Genomic DNA, 16760 nt, shown 5'->3' on the forward strand with positions numbered 1-16760 from the left:
CGACGGCACCGTCGAGCCGAGTCCCGTGCGGCGCTCCCCGGAACCAGCGGGGAAGACAGCAGGGGCCGGGACGGTTACGGTGGCACTAGTTGAACTCTCAACCGAGGAGGCCGGCATGCCTGCCGTGACCGTCGACGACACCACCGCGCTCCCGCGCGTCCCGCTGCCCGAGCCGCGCACGGTCCGGCGCCGGACGCGGTCGGTCACGACGGCGCCCTCCGGCTACGAGGGCGAGGGCTTCCCGGTCCGCCGCGCGTTCGCGGGCGTCGACCTGCGCGATCTCGACCCGTTCATCCACATGGACCAGATGGGCGAGGTGGAGTACGCGCCCGGGGAGCCGAAGGGCACCTCCTGGCACCCGCACCGCGGCTTCGAGACCGTCACCTACATCATCGACGGCACCTTCGAGCACGCCGACTCCCACGGTGGCGGCGGCACGATCACCGACGGCGACACCCAGTGGATGACCGCCGGCGGCGGGGTCCTGCACATCGAGCGCCCGCCGGAGCAGCTGGTCCTGAGCGGCGGGCTCTTCCACGGCCTGCAGCTGTGGGTGAACCTGCCGCGGGCGCAGAAGTGGGTGGAGCCCCGGTACCAGGACCTCCGCGCGCGGGAGTCGGTCCTGCTGGCCAGCCCCGACGCCGGCGCGCTCCTCCGCGTGATCGCCGGAGAGATAGCCGATGCCGGCCGCTCCGTCGTCCATCGGGGCCCCGGGTCGACGTACACGCCGATGGCCATGGTGCACGCCACCGTCTCCCCCGGCGCGACGCTCGACCTGCCGTGGCGACCCGACTTCAACGCGCTGGTCTACGTCCTCTCCGGCGCGGGCTCGGTGGGGATCGACGGGGCGCCGGTCCGCACCGGCCAGCTCGCCGTGCTGGGCCCGGGTGACACCGTGACGATCCGGGGCGCGGTCCACCAGGAGTCGCGCACGCCGGCACTCGACGTCGTCGTCCTCGGCGGCGCGCCGATCCGGGAGCCGATCGCCATGGCCGGGCCGTTCGTGATGAACAGCCGACAGGAGGTCCTCGACGCCTTCGAGGACTTCCAGAAGGGACGGCTGGGCGCCATCCCGGCGGCGTACGGCCGCCGGGAGCCCGTACCGCACGCCCACGTCCGCGGCGAGGCGCGCTGACTCCGGCGTAGCGGGCTTCAGCCCTCGTCGGCCACCTGCATCACCGAGAACGCAGCCCCCCAGGGGTCCTCGAGCACGGCGAACCGGCCGAACTCGGTGTCCTCGGCGGGGTGCAGCGCCTTTCCGCCCTGCGCCCGACCCGTGCGACCACCTCGTCCGTGGAGGCCACGGCGAAGCACACGGTCCACCCCGTGGGCAGCCCCGGCTCGATCCGGCTCAGCCCACCGAGGGGGCGGTCGTCGGTGCGGAAGGTGGCGTAGGGCTCCATGCCCTCCATCGGGTCCCACGCGAAGCCGAAGACCGCGGTGTAGAACTCCCGGGCAGCATCGGGGTCGGTGACGGCCGCCTCGTTCCAGACCAGCGATCCCGGCTCGTTGAAGCGCTGGACGCCGGTGTGCTCGCCGGACTGCCAGAGCCCGAACGGGAAGCCCTGCGGGTCCTGTGCCACGACCATCGTGCCCAGCGGTCCGATCTCCATCGGCTCGACCACCACCGTGCCGCCGGCCTCGCGGATGCGGGCCACGGTCGCCGCGGCGTCGTCGGTGGCGAAGTACGTCGTCCAGCTCGGCGCATCGTCCTCGCCCATGAGCGGGCCCAGGCCCGCCACCTGGGCGCCGTCCCTGGTCGCGTTCAGGTATCCGCCGAACTCCTCGTCCCCGCCGGTGCAGCTCCAGCCGAAGAGCTCTCCGTAGAAGGCGGTGGCCGCCTGGACGTCGGCCGCTCCGTAGTCGATCCAGCAGGGCGTGCCGGCGGGCCAGGGGGTGTCGCGAGTGGGCATGTCTCCTCCTCGATGTGAGGTGGATCACGGTGCCAGCAGGGTCCGACAGTTCCCAGGGGTCCGGGCGCCAGGAGCCGGGTCAGAAGCGGCCGCCCCCACCCCGGCCCCCACCGCCGCCGAAGCTGCCACCGCCACCCCGGCCCCCACCGCCGCCGATGCCGCCGAACCCGCCGCCGCCCCATCCACCGCGCATGCCTCCGGCGAGGATGCCGCCCAGCACGAGGCTGCCCAGGTCCACGCCGCCGCGCCGGTAGCCCCCGCCGTACCCGCCGCCGAAGCCGCCGGGCCCCGGGCCGTAGCCGCCACCCCAGCCGGAGACGTCCCGCTGGGCGAGGTCCAGCGCGTGCTGGGCGAGGGAGCCGGCGCGGTGGGCCTCGGCCAGCGCAGCCTCGACGTCGTCGGCGCTCAGTTCCATCGCGAGGTCGAGGTGCCGCTGCGCCTCCGCCAGCCGGGTGCGGGCCTCCGGGCCGACGGCGCCGCGGCGGGTGGCGATGAAGTCGCGCGCGGAGCCGATGGTGGAGCGCGCCGTCCTCACCGACTGCTCGAGGGCCGCGGCGGCACGGCGCTGCCGGCTCGCGGCGTCCCGTGCCACCGACAGCGCCTGCTCCAGCGCGATGCCGGCTTCCTCCAGCTGCCGCAGAGCGGTCATCGGGTCTGGCCGCGGTCCCGCCATCGCGGCATCGGCGGCCGTCATCGCGGCCTCGGCGCGGGCGATCTGGGGCGGCAGCCCGCTCCGGTTGCCGGCCGCCACGAACGAGCGCGCCTCGGCCACGTCGCGCTCGGTCTCCGTGCGGACGGCGTCGACCCGCCCGGCCGCCTCCTCGAGCTCGGTCGCCAGCCGGCCGACGGCGTCGAGCAGCGTGGCCGTCGAGGCCACGGCGTCCTCGGCGGCGCGGACGTCACCGACCGCGTCGCCGTTGCGTCCCTCACCGAGGGCGTCCAGCGCCTCGTTCACCTCCGCCTCGGCGGCGGCCAACCGGGCGCGGGCCTCGGTCACGTTGTCGCGCACCGGCGCGATCGCGGTGTCGGCGTAGCGCTCCGCCAGGACGGCCAGTTGCTGCTCCTCGCGCGGGATGCGGTCGCGCAACTGCGCGATCCGGGGGGCCAGCGCCTCGAGCACCTGCGGCGCGTTGTGCTCCAGGTCCCGCAGCCGGGCGAAGGCCTCGGCCTGCTCGTCGAGACGCGCGTCGGCGGCCTGGGTCAGCTGCAGCATCTCGCCGAGCATCTGGCGGGTGGTCGGCTCGTCCTCGGGGATGTCGTCGTCCAGCAGCTGGCGCAGGTGGAAGGCCCGGTTGAGCTCGTCGCGGGAGGCGGCCAGCGCCTGGTCGAACCCGGTGACCGCCTCGACGCCGTAGGAGGCGCGGGCGTAGTCGAGGTCGAGCTGGGAGCTCGTGATCGCCTCGTCGAGCGCCAGCAGCGCCTCGCTCGCACGGCCGTGCAGCTCCTCGGTCGACGTCCCGGCGTAGGGGTCCGGCCGCTCCAGCCGCTGCACCGGCGGCGCCGCGTCCCGCTTCCGGCGCTGGTTCCGCGAGACCAGGTAGGCGCCCCCACCCACGAGGGCGATCGCGCCGACCACCAGCAACGCGCCCCCGCCGCCGTCGCCACCGGAACCGCCGTCCGCCCCGGTGCGCAGGATGTCGGCGAAGGCGACCACTCCGGCACCCCAGTCCCCGTCGACGAAGTCCGGCTCCATCTCCTGGGCGGCGCGCTGCTCGATCTCGGCGCGCGACAGCTCGAAGTTCGCGGGCTCGTAGAACCCGTAGAGGCGGTCGTCCACCGCCACGGCCAGGAGAGCATCGGTGCTGCCCAGCTGCGAGAGCTGGGCCGTCTCCCCGGCCCACTGGAATCCGTCGGCCCCCTCGAAGGTGTCGACGAAGACGACGAACAGCTGGGTGCCGTCCTCCGCCTGGAGCTCGTCGAGCGCGTCCTCGATCTGCGACTCGTCGCCGCTGAGCTCGCCGGTCTCGTCGACGACCTGCTCGTCGAGCCGGAACGGTTCCTCGGCCAGTGCCGGGCCACCCGCCAGCAGGACGCCGGTGCACCCGGCCAGGACGACCAACAGCCGGCGTACGGCTCCCTCGACGCGGATCACCAATCGACAGTACCGACGCGACGGTGGGTCCGAACCCCGCCCGACGGGTAGGGCCGCCGACGTCCCACCCCCGAACCCGAGGAGTGCCCGTGCCGGACCCCGACCGGATCCCTGCCGCCGACCTACCGCCCGGCACGGTCCGCCGCGTCGGCGACTGGGCGGTGGGCAACCGCGGCCCCGGCCCGGACGGCCGCGACCGCTACTTCGCCGTCTCCCGGCTGTGCCGGCACCAGCTCGCCGACCTGTCCGAGGGCACCGTGGACGACGACGGCTGCCTGGTCTGCCCCTGGCACCAGAGCCGCTACGACGTGCGGACCGGCGAGATGGTCGAGGGTCCGCGCGGGTTCCTGGCCTACCACGGCCCGACGCCGGGCTACACCGAGCTCGTGGCGGCCGCCGGCAAGCTGGCGAAACTGCGCGTGCGCCGCGCCTACCGCGACGGGGACGACGTCGTCCTGGAGTAGCGGACGCCGTCCATCGTGATCAGCACCGGTCCACCGGGGCCTCGAGCGCGTCGAGACCCCGCTGGAGCGGTGGTGATCACGCGGAGGACGACGGTGTCACGGTGTTACGTCCGCTCGATCGGGGCGTCGATGCCCTGGACGAGCGCGTCGCTCTCGGGGTTCTCCGCACCGGTCGCCGCGACGGACACCCCCTGGGTGGCGGCGACCTCCTCCGGCGACTTCGGGCGCAGGACGCCGTCGCGGATCTCCTCGGCCCAGTGGCAGCTGACCAGCCGCCCGGGCGCGAGCTCGCGCAGCACCGGCACCTCGGTGTCGCAGCGGGTCTCCTGCCGCCACGGGCAGCGGGTGTGGAACCGGCAGCCGCTGGGCGGGTTCGCCGGGGACGGCAGGTCGCCGGCGAGCAGGATGCGCTCCCGGCGCTCCTCGACCACGGGGTCGGGCACCGGGACGGCGCTCATCAGCGCCCGCGTGTACGGGTGCAGCGGCTCCTCGTAGAGCTCGTCGGCCGGGGCCTGCTCCACCAGCGACCCGAGGTACATGACGCCGACGACGTCGCTGATGTGCCGGACGACGGCGAGGTCGTGCGCGATGACCAGGTAGGTCAGCCCCAGCCGGTCCTGCAGCTCCTCGAGCAGGTTGATGACCTGGGCCTGGACCGAGACGTCGAGGGCGGACACCGGCTCGTCGGCGATGAGGAGGTCGGGCTCGAGGGTGAGCGCCCGCGCGATGCCGATGCGCTGCCGCTGGCCGCCCGAGAACTCGTGCGGGTAGCGGCGCAGCGACGCGACGGGCAGGCCCACGGCGTCCAGCAGTTCGCGGATGCGGGCCGCGATCCCGGCCGTGCCGTCGCCCAGCCCGTGCGCGCGCAGCGGCTCCGACAGCAGCGACTCCACGGTCTGCCGCGGGTCGAGGCTGCCCAGCGGGTCCTGGAAGACCATCTGCATGCGCCGGCGCATGTGCCGCAGGTCCTCACCCTTCAGCCCCGCGACGTCGGTGCCGTCGAAGACGACCTCGCCCTCGGTCGGCTCGGTCAGCCGCAGCACCGCGCGCCCGAGCGTGGACTTGCCGCAGCCGGACTCGCCCACCAGTCCGTAGGTGGTGCCGCGGTCGATGGAGAGGTCGACGCCGTCGACCGCGCGGACGTGCCCCACCGTGCGGTCGATGAGGATGCCGCGCTTGATCGGGAAGTGCACCTTGAGCCCGCGCACCCGCAGCAGCGGTTCCGCGGCGGGGACGGCGGTCATCGGGGAGCTCCTGAGGCGGTCGCGCCGGAGGAGGCCGGCGGGTACTGGATCGGGTGCCGGCAGCGGAGCTCCCGCCCGGGGCCGTCGGACTCCAGCGGCACCGTGCTGCCGGCCACCTCGGTGAGGCAGTCGTCCTGGGCGTGGTCGCAGCGCGGGGCGAAGGCACACCCCTCCGCCCAGGGGATGGTGTCGCGAGCCGAGCCGCGGATCGGGGTGAGCCGGGCGCCCTTGCCGCCGTCCAGCCGGGGCACCGAGGCCAGCAGACCACCGGTGTAGGGCTGGCGCGGGCGGGCGAAGAGGTCGTGCCGGTCCGCGGTCTCGATGATCTTGCCGGCGTACATCACGTGCACGCGGTCGCAGAGCCCGGCGACGACGCCGAGGTCGTGGGTGATCATCACCAGCGCCGTCCCGGTGTCGACGACGAGCTCGCGCAGCAACTCCAGGATCTGCGCCTGGATGGTCACGTCGAGCGCCGTCGTCGGCTCGTCGGCGATGAGCAGCCGCGGCGAGCAGGACAGCGCCATCGCGATCAGCGCACGCTGGCGCATGCCGCCGGAGAGCTGGTGCGGGTACTCCTTGAGCCGGCGCTCGGGGTCGGGGATGCCGACCCGGTCGAGCAGCCGCACGGCCTCCTGCTGCGCCTCGTGCCGGTTCAGGTCGCGGTGCTCGAGGAGGACCTCGGTGACCTGGACGCCGATCGGCACCGTGGGGTTGAGCGAGGACAGCGGGTCCTGGAAGACCATCGCCATGTCGGCACCGCGCAGCCCGCGCAGGGTGGACTGCGAGGCGCCGATCAGCTCCTGGCCCTGGAACCGGACCGAGCCGCCGACCTCCACGCCGCGCCGCGGGAGCAGCCCCATGACGGCCAGCGAGGTCACCGACTTGCCGCAGCCGGACTCGCCGACCAGCCCGACGGTCTCCCCCGGCCCGACGGAGAAGCTGATGCCGTCCACCGCGCGGGTGGGCTCCTCCCCGCGCCGGGTGAACCGGACCTGGAGGTCGTCCACCTCCAGGACGGGGTCGCCGGCCGCCGACGTCGATGACCCGATCGACATCCCGCTCACCTCCGGAACTTCGGGTCGAGGGCCTCACGGAGCGATTCACCGAGCAGGGTGAACCCCAGGGCGACGACGATGATGCAGATCGCCGGGTAGAAGGCGAGTTCCGGCCGGACCGACAGGAACGCCTGCGCGTTGGCCAGCATCGCGCCCCACTCGGGCCGCGCGAGGTCGGGGTCGCCGAGACCGAGGAACGACAGCGCCGCCGCCTCGATGATCGCCGTCGCCAGCGACAGCGTGGCCTGGACGATCACCGGCGAGAGCGAGTTGGGCAGCACGTGCCCGAAGACGATCCGGGTCTTCTTCACCCCGAGGGCCCGGGCGGCGAGGGCGTAGTCGCTGTCGCGCTGCGCCAGCATCGATCCGCGCAGGAGCCGGGCGAAGATCGGCACCTGGGTCACCGCGATCGCGATCATCAGCGCGTACTGGTTCTGGCCCAGCAGCACCGAGATGCTGATCGCCATCAGCAGGCTCGGGATCGACAGCACGATGTCGATGAACCGCATGACCAGCGTGTCGACCCAGCCGCCGAACGCGCCGGCGAGCACCCCGAACGCCATGCCGACGACGACGCCGAGCACGGTGGCGACGACGCCGATCATCAGCGACTGCCGCGAGCCCCAGATCAGCCGGGAGAGCATGTCGCGGCCGAGGTTGTCCACGCCCAGCGGGAAGCCCTCGCGCGAGCCGGGGATGTTGCCCGGGCGGATCTCCGACAGCAGCGTCTGGGCCAGCGGGTCACGCGGCGCGAGCCACGGCGCGAAGGCGGCGACGATCAGGAAGGTGATCACGATGATCGCCCCGATGATCGCCACCGGGTTGCGGCGCAGCCGCCGGAAGGCGCTGCGGGTGAGCGAGACGCCGCCCTCGCCCTCGGGCACCGCGCCGGCGCGGGCGGCCAGCTCGTCGATCCGCCGCCGCTTCACGTCCCCCATCGCCGTCATCGGACCCTCACCCGGGGATCGAGCAGACCGTAGGAGATGTCGACCAGCAGGTTCACGAGCACGTAGACCACCGCGAGCATGAGGATGAAGCCCTGCAGGACGGCGAAGTCCCGCGCGAACAGCGCGTCGTAGATCGCCGACCCGACCCCGCCGAAGGCGAACACCGACTCGGTCAGCACCGCCCCGGACAGCAGCAGGCCGGTCTGCAGGCCGATCGTCGTCGACACCGGCAGCAGGGCGTTGCGGATGATGTGCCGCCGCCGCACCGTCGCCGTCGCCAGGCCCTTGGCGTTCGCCGTCCGCACGTAGTCCTCGTTGACCACGTCGAGGACCGAGGCCCGGGTGATCCGGACGATGATGGCCAGCGGGATGGTGCCGAGCGCGATCGCGGGCAGGATCAGGTGCGTCATGGCGTCCCAGGCGGCGTCCCACTCCCGGGTGAGGAGCCCGTCGAGGACGTAGAAGTTCGTGATGCGGGTGGCGTCCATGCGCACGTCCTGGCGCCCGGAGCCGGGCAGCAGGCCCAGTTCGACGGCGAACACCAGGCGGAGCAGGTAGGCGAGGAAGAAGACCGGGATCGCGACGCCGATCAGCGAGCCGATGACCGACGTCGAGTCCAGCCAGCTGCCGTGCCGGCGGGCGGCCAGGTAGCCGAGCGGGATGCCGAGGCCGATGGCGAAGACCATCGCGAGCAACGTCAGCTCGATGGTTCCCGGCATCCGCTCGAGGAACTCGGTGGTCACCTCGCGGCCGGTGCGGGCCGAGGTGCCGAAGTCCAACCGGACGGCCCGGCCGACGAACCGCAGGTACTGGACGATCAGCGGCTCGTCGAGGCCGAAGAGCTCGTTGTAGCGGGCGATCGCCTCGGGCGTGGCCCGCTCACCGAGTGCGGCCTGCGCGGGGCCGCCGGGGAGGGCCCGCAGCCAGGCGAAGAGCAGCACCGACAGCCCGAGCAGGATCGGGATCAGCTGCAGGAGCCGCCGGATGATGAAGCGGAGCACGCGCTCAGGTCCCTCTCACGGAACGGATCCACCCGACAGGCTCGCGGCCGGCCCCGGTGAGGGGGCCCGCCGCGAGCCTGCGTGCGGTAGGGGCGAGGGTCCTTCCTCAGTCGTTCAGGGACACCGTCTTGAAGACCTCGGCGGTCAGCGGGCTGGGCTCGAGGCCCTGCACGCGCTCGGAGACCACGAGCGCCGGCGGGGAGTGCGAGATCGGCACGCCCGGCAGGTACTCCATGATCAGCCGGTTGGCCTCCTCGTACATCTCCGTCCGGGCGTCCGCGTCCGGCTCGGCGTCCGCCTCGGCCAGGGCGGCGAAGATCTCCGGGGCGCTGAAGGCACCGAACTCGGCCGACGCCTGGTTGTTCGACGCCTCGGCGAAGAACGTCCCGATGAAGTTGTAGGCGTCGTTGTAGTCACCGGTCCACCCGAGCAGGTGGATGTCGGCCTGACCGGACTGGACCGCGTTCAGGTAGTCCGGGTTCCAGGGCAGCGCCACCGGCTCGATGGTGAAGCCCGCGTCGGTCAGGTTCTGGCTCACGACCTGGAACATCGCGGCCGCGTCCGGCAGGTAGGGCCGGGTGACGTCGGTCGGGTAGTAGAACCGCAGCGTGGTGCCCAGGGCGCCGGCCTCGGTCAGCAGCTGACGCGAGAGCTCCGGGTCGTACTCGTAGGTGGGAACGTCGTCGGCCCAGCCCTCGACGGTCGGCGGCATGAACTGGGTGGCCGCCTCCGCGCCCTCGGGCAGGAGCGAGTTCACGATCGTCTCGCGGTCGATCGCGTGCGCGATCGCCTGGCGGACCTGCGGGTTCTGCAGCGCCGGGTTGGCGTTGGTGCCGGGCACGTTCCCGCCGTTGAAGCCCAGGTACAGGATGTTGAACGGGTCGCGGACCAGGACCTCGAAGCCGTCGTCCTGCAGCGACTCGTAGTCGGCCGGGGCGACGAAGTCGAACGCGTCGATCGAGCCCGACTGCAGCTCCTGGCGGCGGGTGTTGCCGTCACTGATCGTGCGGAAGATGATCTTGTCGAGCTTGGCCGGCTCGCCCCAGTAGTCCTCGTTGCGGACGATGGTGACCTCGCCGTTGCCCCGGTCCCAGCTGTCGAACTTGAACGGGCCGGTGCCGACCGGGTTCTCCAGCGAGTACTCGGAGTAGCTCAGCGAGTCCTCGCTGCCGGAGAGGTTGTCGGCGTCGCCCTCCTCCAGCGCCGTGGGGCTCTGGATCGAGAAGGCGGGCAGCACCAGGGCCGCGGGGAACTTCGACGTGGTCTGGGTCAGCCGGATGACCGCGGTGTTCTCGTCGGTCGCCTCGCAGCTCTCGTAGATGCTGGGGGTGTCCGGCGTGCTGGCGAAGCCGCCGAAGACCGCCTGGTAGTAGTACGAGGCGCTCGGGCTGGTGGCCAGGTCCTCGAAGTTGTACCAGCGGTCGAAGTTGAAGCAGACCGCCTCGGCGTTGAAGTCGGTGCCGTCGTGGAACGTCACGCCCTCGCGCAGGCTGAAGGTGTACTCCAGGCCGTCGTCGCTGACCTCGTAGTCCTCGGCGAGCTCGGGCACCGGCTCGGTGCCACCGACCTCGTTGGTCAGCAGGGTCTCGTGGATCTGACGGACGACGCGGAACGTCTCGCCGTCGCTGGCGAAGGCCGGGTCGAACATGGCCGGGTCACCGGCCGCGCCGAAGACCAGGGTGCCGCCGGTCTCGCCGCCGCCACCCCCGCCCTCGTTGCCGGACTCCCGGTCGCTGGAAGCACAGGCCGACAGCGTGACTGCGATGAGTGCGGCCGACGAGGCGGCGAACACTCGGGTGGTTCGACGACGTGACATCGCGGGAAAACCTGCCTTCTCGACCCATGCGGGCCGGATGAGCTCCGGAGATGACTGCCGTGGACGCGAGAGCCTCCACGAGCGTTCACCGGACACTAGGTGCAGGTCCTCGCCACGGCGAAGGCCGCTTTCCCATCGACACCAAGCCGTGACCTTCGCTCCGGCCCCGGATGCCGGCGCCGTCCTCAGAAGGCCGGCAGCACGGCGCCTTCGTAGTTGTCCTCGATGAACTGACGCACCTCGTCCGAGTGCAGCAGCTCCTCGAGCAACCGGATGCGCTCGTCGCCCTCGTCGCCGCTGCGCACGACCAGCAGGTTGGCGTTCGGGTTGCCCTCGCCCTCCTCCAGCACCAGCGCGTCCTCGGCCGGCGAGAGGTCGGCGTCGATCGCGTAGTTGCCGTTGATGACCGCGGCGTCGACGTCGGCCAGCGAGCGGGGCAGCTGGGCGGCCTCGACCTCCTGGATCTCGAGGTTCTTCGGGTTGTCCTCGATGTCGAGGGACGTCGGGGCGGAGTCCCCGGTGTCGGCGAGCGCGAGCAGGTCGTTCGCCTCGAGCAGGCGGAGCGCGCGGCCGGCGTTCGTCGGGTCGTTCGGGATCGCGATCGTGGCGCCGTCGGGCAGGTCGGCCACGTCGGTCAGCGACTCGGAGTAGAGGCCCAACGGCTCGATGTGCACCGGCTCCAGCGCGGTGAAGTCGTAGCCGGCGTTGGCCTCCTGCTCTTCCAGGTAGGGCACCGTCTGGAAGTAGTTCGCGTCGAGCGAGCCGTCGTCCAGGGCGACGTTGGGCTGCACGTAGTCGGTGAACTCCACGACCTCGAGCTCCAGGCCGGCCTCCTCGGCGAGCTCCTCGGAGATGAAGTCGAGGATCTCGCCGTGCGGCACTGGGGAGGCGCCGACGCGCAGCGGCTCGTCGGCACCCGAGAGCTGGGCGTCCCCTCCCCCGCAGGCGGTGAGGGCCAGGACTGCTGCGGTGGCGGCGGCGGCGAGGGCGGACTTCCGGGGGCGGCGCATGAGTGGGTCTCCTTGCGAGGTGGGTCGTACGGGTACGGGGGTTCAGGCGTGCGCGAGCCGGCGCGACCAGCGATCGCCGACCCATTGGAGGAGCTGGACGATCACCAGCAGGAGGACGACGGTCGCGACCGTGATGTCGGTGCGGAACTGCTGGTAGCCGTAGCGGATGGCGAAATCGCCCAGCCCGCCGCCGCCGATGGCGCCGGCCATCGCCGAGTAGCTGATCAGCGCCACGACGGTGACGGTGACACCGGCGACCAGCGACGGCAGCGCCTCGGGCAGCAGCACGGTGCGGACCACGTCGCGCCGACGGGCGCCCATGGACAGGGTGGCCTCGACCTTGCCGGGGCTCACCTCGCGCAGGCTGGTCTCCACCAGGCGGGCGAGGAACGGGACGGCGCCGATGGTGAGCGGGACGATCGTCGCCGTCGAGCCGATCGTGGTGCCGACGATGCCGCGGGTCACCGGGGCCACGAGCACCAGCAGGATGATGAACGGCAGCGAGCGGCCGAGGTTGACGACCAGGCCGAGCGCCCGGTGGAGCACCGGGCGCGGGGAGAGCGCGCCGGGCGCGGTGATGGTCAGCAGCACGCCGAGCGGCACACCGATCAGCACGGTGAGCACCGTGGAGACGCCGACCATGTAGAGGGTGTCCCACGTGGCCTCGGCCAGCTGCGGGGCGATCCGGGACCAGTCGTTCACCGCTGCACGTCCGGGGCGTCGAGGAAGCGGGGTTCGTAGGGCGCGTGGACCGGGTCGCCCTCCGACCCCTCGGGCTGGTCGTGGACGTCGATCGGGAGCGGCTCGTCCCCCGGCACGGCCCGCTCCACCAGCGAGCCGCCGTCCCGGAGCCGCTGCAGCGCGCCGTCGAGCCGGCCGTCGTCACCGGAGACCGACAGCAGCAGCCGCCCGAACCGCCGGCCGGCGACGGTCTCCACCGAGCCGCCGACGATCTCGACGTCCAGCCCGAGTTCGCCGGCGAGGGTGCGCAGCACCCGGCCCTCCGGGGCCGCCTCGGTGACCGTCACGCGCACCAGGTCGCCGGTCGCGCCTGCGACGGCGGGTGCGGGCAGCAGCTGCGCGGCCAGCGGCGAGTGCGGTCGGGTCAGCACCTCGGCGAGCGGGCCGCCGTCGACCACCCGGCCATGATCCAGGAGCACGGCGCTGTCGCAGACCGCCCGGACGACGGCCATCTCGTGGGTGATCAGCAGGACGGTGAGCCCCAGCTCCGCGCGGACCTGCCGGAGGAGCTCCAGGACCCCGGCGGTGCTGGCGGGATCCAGCGCGCTGGTCGCCTCGTCGCAGAGCAGCACCTTGGGGCGGGCGGCCAGCGCCCGGGCGATCGCCACGCGCTGCTTCTGCCCGCCCGAGAGCTGCCCGGGGCGGGAGCCGTGCCGGTCGCCGAGCCCCACCAGATCCAGCAGGTCGGCCACGCGGCGGCGCCGCTCGCTCCGCCCCATGCCGGCCAGTTCGAGGGGATGCTCGACGTTCCCGGCGGCGGTCCGTGAGTCCAGCAGGTTGAAGTGCTGGAAGATCATGCCGACGGAGCGGCGGGCCGTCCGGACACCGTCGTCGTCGAGGTCGGTGAGCACCTGGTCGTCGACGACGACCCGGCCCGAGGTCGGCCGTTCCAGCAGGTTCACCATGCGGGCGAGGGTGCTCTTGCCCGAGCCGCTGGGACCGACGACGCCGGCGAACTCCCCGGCCGCGACCGACAGCGAGATGCCGTCGACAGCGGTCACCTCGGCCGCCCCGCGGCGGGCGGGGAAGACCTTGCGGACGTCGGTCAGTTCGATCACGGGGGGCCTCGGCGGAGCTCGGCGGTGCGGCACGGGACTGGGCGCCGGCGCGGGAGTACCCCGTGCGGGCGCGAAGGAGTCCGGAGCTAGAGCCGGCTGGCCGTGCGCATGAGATCGATGGCGCGCCGACGCGTCAGCACACCACCCCGCAGCATCCGCCGATCATCCCCCCACGACGCTCGCCCCTGCCACGTAGGGGCCCCGATGTGAGACAACCCTCAACTGCTTGGTGACGTACTGGAACGGCCCCGCTGCAGGGGCCCGCCGCGAGCGTGCGAGCGGTGGGGGCAGCGGGGTCCTTTCTCAGGCGTTGATGCGGCGGCGGCCCTCGAAGGCACGCCCCAGGGTGACCTCGTCTGCGTACTCGAGGTCACCGCCCACGGGCAGCCCGCTGGCCAGGCGGCTCACGGTGAGGCCCATCGGGCCGACCAGGCGGGCCAGGTAGGCGGCGGTCGCCTCGCCCTCGAGGTTGGGGTCGGTGGCGATGATCAGCTCGGTGACCGCGCCGCTCATCAGCCGGGTCATGAGCTCCTTGACCCGCAGGTCGTCCGGGCCCACGCCGTCGATCGGGCTGATCGCGCCGCCCAGCACGTGGTAGCGGCCGCGGAACTCACGGGTGCGCTCGATGGCGACGACGTCCTTGGGCTCCTCGACGACGCACAGCACGTCCTCGGAGCGGCGCGGGTCGCGGCAGATCCGGCACTGCTCGGCCTCGGCGACGTTGTAGCAGGTGACGCAGAAGCGGACCTCGGCCTGCACCCGGTTGAGCGCGGCGACCAGCCGGCTCACGTCGGCGGACTCGGACGCGAGCAGGTGGAAGGCGATGCGCTGCGCGCTCTTGGGCCCGACGCCGGGCAGGCGGCCGAGCTCGTCGATGAGGTCCTGGACGGCACCCTCGTACACGGTGTCCCTCGATCTGTCGGGGAGTCGGGAAGGCCGGTCAGAGCCCGGGCAGGCCCAGGCCTCCGCCCGGTCCACCACCGAGGCCGCCGGCCAGCGGGCCCATGGTGTCGGCCGCGAGCTGGTCGACGGCGCGCTTGGCGTCGCGCACGGCGGCGACCACGAGGTCCTGCAGGGTCTCCAGGTCGTCGGGGTCGACGGCGTCCGGGGCGATGGTGAGCGCGGTGAGGTCACCGCCACCGGTCATCGTCGCCGAGACGAGCCCGCCACCGGCGGTGCCGGTGACCTCGCGGGCGGCGAGCTCCTCCTGCGCCGCGACGAGCTGCTGCTGCATCTGCTGCGCCTGCTTCATCAGCTGCGCCAGGTCGGGCTGGCCTCCACCGGGGAACATGCCCCGAGAGTAGGCCCCGGGTACGACCGGCGGCGCCGCGCCGACCACCGCCGCCCCCTGGGCCTCAGCTCTCCCGGTCGCGCTCGACGAGCCGCCGGACGATGACGTTGCGCTGGATCTCGTTGGTGCCCTCGCCCACGATCATCAGCGGGGCGTCGCGGAAGTAGCGCTCGATGTCGAGCTCGGCCGAGTAACCGGCGGCGCCGTGGATCCGCATGGCGTCCAGGGCCACCTGCATGCAGGCCTCGGAGGCGAACAGCTTGGCCATGCCGGCCTCGAGGTCGCTGCGCCGCCCGGCGTCGATGCCCGCCGCCGCGTCGAGGACCAGCAGCCGCGAGGCGTGCACCTTGGTCGCCATGTCGGCCAGGAGGTTGCCCACCGACTGGTGCTCCCAGATCGGCTTGCCGAACGTCTCGCGCTGCTGGGCGTAGGCCAGCGCGTCGTCCAGCGCCGCCTGCCCGACCCCGACCGCGCGGGCGGCCACCTGGACCCGGCCGAGCTCGAGGCCGGACATGAAGTGGGCGAAGCCCTGCCCCTCCTCGCCGCCGAGGAGGTTGCCGGCCGGGACGCGCGAGCCGGCGAAGGACAGCTCGCAGGACTCCACGCCCCGGTAGCCGAGCTTGGGCAGGTCGCGGGAGACCTCCACCTGGCCCGGCTCGACGAGCAGGATGCTGATCCCGCTGTGCCGGGGGCTGGCCTGCGGGTCGGTCTTCACCAGCGTGGCGATCAGTCCGGCGTGCCGGGCATTGGTGATCCAGGTCTTGCTGCCGTCGACGACGTACTCCGCGTCGGATCCGGAGCCGTCCCGCACCGCGCGGGTGCGGATGTCCTGGAGGTCGCTCCCGCCGCTGGGCTCGGTGAGCGCCATCGCGGCGCGGACCTCGCCGGTGGCCATCCGAGGCAGCCACCGCTCCTGCTGCTCCGGGGTGCCGTACCGGGCGAGCATCAGCGCGACGACGCTGTGCCCCCCGATCGCGCCGGCCAGGCTCATCCAGCCGCGGGCCAGCTGCTCGGTGACCAGCGCGAAGCAGCGGGTGGAGACGGCCGACTCGCTCCACCGCCCGGGGACGGCGAGCCCGAAGACGCCCATCTCCTTCATCTGGTCGATCAGCGCGTGCGGGTACTCCTGCGCGCGCTCCAGGTCGCCGGCGCGCGGCCGCACCTCCCGGTCGACCCACGTCGCGACCGCCTCGACGATCGCCTGCTCGTCCTCGGGGAGGCCCCGCACGTCCACTCCGCTCATCCGTCGATCGGCCGGGCGCCGAGCTGGGCCTTCAGCAGCGACAGCGCCGCCTGTTCGGGGTCGACGGCGGGCTCGGGCTCGCGGCCGGCTCCGGCGGACGCCTCCTCGGCGCGCTCGGCCATGAGCTCACGCGCCTCCGCCGCCTCGGCCGCGCGCGCCGCCTCCTGGGCGTCCGCCCGGCTGACCGCGGGACCCGGTGCCGCGGCGCCCTCGACGACGACCTGCACCTTCCAGCGGACGCCGAGGAGCTCCTGCAGCGCCGTGCGGAGGACGTCCTTGTTGAGGTCGTCACCCAACATCTTGGCCAGGGCGGGCGAGGTGGCGGCCAGCGTGAGGACGCCGCCGGCGAGGTCGTGCACCTGGGCGCTCTTGAGCAGCGCCTCGGTCGTGCGCTTGTGCCCGCGGACCACCTTGAGCAGTTCGGGCCACACCCGGCGGACGTCGCTCGTGTTCAGCGCCCCCTCGGCCTCGGGTGGGTTGGCGGAGACCACCGGCGTCGGGTCACCGCCCCGGGGCGCCGGGGAGGACTCCGCGGCCGGAGGCGGGGCCGCAGGCGTCGGTGCCGCGACCCGTGCGGCGGCGGCCGCGACCGCCCCGGCTGGGCGGGGTGCGGCCAGTCCTCGTCGTCGGTGGGCTCCGGCGGCAGCGGGATGTCGGGCTCCCGCGGCGCCTGACGCGCGGCGGAGCGCCCGCCCGATCCGGGCTGCACCGTCTCCGGCCAGCCGTCGCCGGCAGGGTCCGGAGCCGGTGCCGCCGCGGCGGCGGGCGCGGGAGTCGGGGCCTCGGGGCGCTGCGAGGGGCGCTGGTACTCCCGCTTGGCGGGGGTGGCGGCCGGTGCGGACGTCCGGTGGACCGGAGCGGCCGCGGGCGCCTGCGGAGCCGGTG

Annotated in this window: 15 protein-coding genes and 1 pseudogene; 2 read left to right on the forward strand and 14 right to left on the reverse strand. The window is 73.3% G+C overall.

Annotation, left to right across the window (positions count from 1 at the left end):
* The first annotated feature begins 115 nt into the window (after nt 1–115).
* Nucleotides 116–1135: a pirin family protein gene (locus BN344_RS07215; RefSeq protein WP_040337520.1), complete on the forward strand. Its 1020-nt coding sequence runs from the start codon at nt 116–118 to the stop codon at nt 1133–1135.
* 40 nt (nt 1136–1175) lie between these two features.
* Here BN344_RS07215 and BN344_RS07220 read toward each other — a convergent pair whose 3' ends face one another.
* Both BN344_RS07220 and BN344_RS07225 read right to left on the reverse strand, forming a co-directional pair.
* Nucleotides 1176–1913 (reverse strand): VOC family protein, encoded by a 738-nt coding sequence (locus BN344_RS07220; protein ID WP_231486569.1) that lies wholly within the window; start codon nt 1911–1913, stop codon nt 1176–1178.
* Nucleotides 1914–1992: 79 nt separating this feature from the next.
* A complete protein-coding gene (locus tag BN344_RS07225) occupies nt 1993–4005 on the reverse strand; it encodes a TPM domain-containing protein (RefSeq protein ID WP_231486571.1) in 2013 nt (670 codons plus the stop codon).
* Nucleotides 4006–4094: 89 nt separating this feature from the next.
* Here BN344_RS07225 and BN344_RS07230 point away from each other — a divergent pair, with 89 nt between their 5' ends.
* Complete coding sequence (locus tag BN344_RS07230) at nt 4095–4469, forward strand: Rieske (2Fe-2S) protein (protein WP_040337521.1); 375 nt, start codon at nt 4095–4097, stop codon at nt 4467–4469.
* Between the two features lie 104 nt (nt 4470–4573).
* Here BN344_RS07230 and BN344_RS07235 read toward each other — a convergent pair whose 3' ends face one another.
* The 12 genes and pseudogenes from BN344_RS07235 to BN344_RS20645 all read right to left on the reverse strand — a co-directional run.
* Nucleotides 4574–5713, reverse strand: coding sequence for an ABC transporter ATP-binding protein (locus BN344_RS07235; RefSeq protein ID WP_040337522.1), 1140 nt, complete (start codon nt 5711–5713; stop codon nt 4574–4576).
* Nucleotides 5710–6768, reverse strand: a complete 1059-nt coding sequence (locus tag BN344_RS07240) for an ABC transporter ATP-binding protein (RefSeq protein ID WP_051515615.1) — start codon at nt 6766–6768, stop codon at nt 5710–5712. The genes BN344_RS07235 and BN344_RS07240 overlap by 4 nt, the downstream gene beginning before the upstream one ends.
* 5 nt (nt 6769–6773) lie before the next feature.
* The gene (locus BN344_RS07245; protein ID WP_231486573.1) at nt 6774–7706 is read right to left on the reverse strand and encodes an ABC transporter permease; all 933 of its coding nucleotides are present in this window, start codon (nt 7704–7706) and stop codon (nt 6774–6776) included.
* 5 nt (nt 7707–7711) lie between these two features.
* Nucleotides 7712–8716 carry an ABC transporter permease gene (locus tag BN344_RS07250; protein WP_040337524.1) on the reverse strand — a complete coding sequence of 335 codons (1005 nt, stop codon included), beginning with the start codon at nt 8714–8716 and terminating at the stop codon, nt 7712–7714.
* A 106-nt stretch (nt 8717–8822) separates the two neighbouring features.
* The gene (locus tag BN344_RS07255) at nt 8823–10532 is read right to left on the reverse strand and encodes an ABC transporter substrate-binding protein (RefSeq protein WP_040337525.1); all 1710 of its coding nucleotides are present in this window, start codon (nt 10530–10532) and stop codon (nt 8823–8825) included.
* A gap of 185 nt (nt 10533–10717) precedes the next feature.
* Entirely contained in the window at nt 10718–11542 is an 825-nt protein-coding gene (locus BN344_RS07260; protein ID WP_040337526.1) for a MetQ/NlpA family ABC transporter substrate-binding protein, read from the reverse strand.
* A 42-nt stretch (nt 11543–11584) separates the two neighbouring features.
* Nucleotides 11585–12244 carry a methionine ABC transporter permease gene (locus BN344_RS07265; protein ID WP_051515616.1) on the reverse strand — a complete coding sequence of 220 codons (660 nt, stop codon included), beginning with the start codon at nt 12242–12244 and terminating at the stop codon, nt 11585–11587.
* The gene (locus BN344_RS07270; RefSeq protein WP_040337527.1) at nt 12241–13341 is read right to left on the reverse strand and encodes a methionine ABC transporter ATP-binding protein; all 1101 of its coding nucleotides are present in this window, start codon (nt 13339–13341) and stop codon (nt 12241–12243) included. The genes BN344_RS07265 and BN344_RS07270 overlap by 4 nt, the downstream gene beginning before the upstream one ends.
* A gap of 303 nt (nt 13342–13644) precedes the next feature.
* Nucleotides 13645–14244: a recombination mediator RecR gene (gene recR / locus BN344_RS07275; protein ID WP_040337528.1), complete on the reverse strand. Its 600-nt coding sequence runs from the start codon at nt 14242–14244 to the stop codon at nt 13645–13647.
* A gap of 37 nt (nt 14245–14281) precedes the next feature.
* Nucleotides 14282–14632: a YbaB/EbfC family nucleoid-associated protein gene (locus tag BN344_RS07280; RefSeq protein ID WP_040338104.1), complete on the reverse strand. Its 351-nt coding sequence runs from the start codon at nt 14630–14632 to the stop codon at nt 14282–14284.
* A gap of 64 nt (nt 14633–14696) precedes the next feature.
* Nucleotides 14697–15875 (reverse strand): acyl-CoA dehydrogenase family protein, encoded by a 1179-nt coding sequence (locus BN344_RS07285; RefSeq protein ID WP_081788410.1) that lies wholly within the window; start codon nt 15873–15875, stop codon nt 14697–14699.
* Nucleotides 15872–16760: pseudogene (locus tag BN344_RS20645) on the reverse strand (DNA polymerase III subunit gamma/tau); the annotation flags it as partial. The gene BN344_RS07285 and the pseudogene BN344_RS20645, both read right to left, overlap by 4 nt.

It is taken from the genome of Candidatus Blastococcus massiliensis AP3 (assembly GCF_000582785.1).
In the GTDB taxonomy this organism is placed as follows: domain Bacteria; phylum Actinomycetota; class Actinomycetes; order Mycobacteriales; family Geodermatophilaceae; genus Blastococcus; species Blastococcus massiliensis.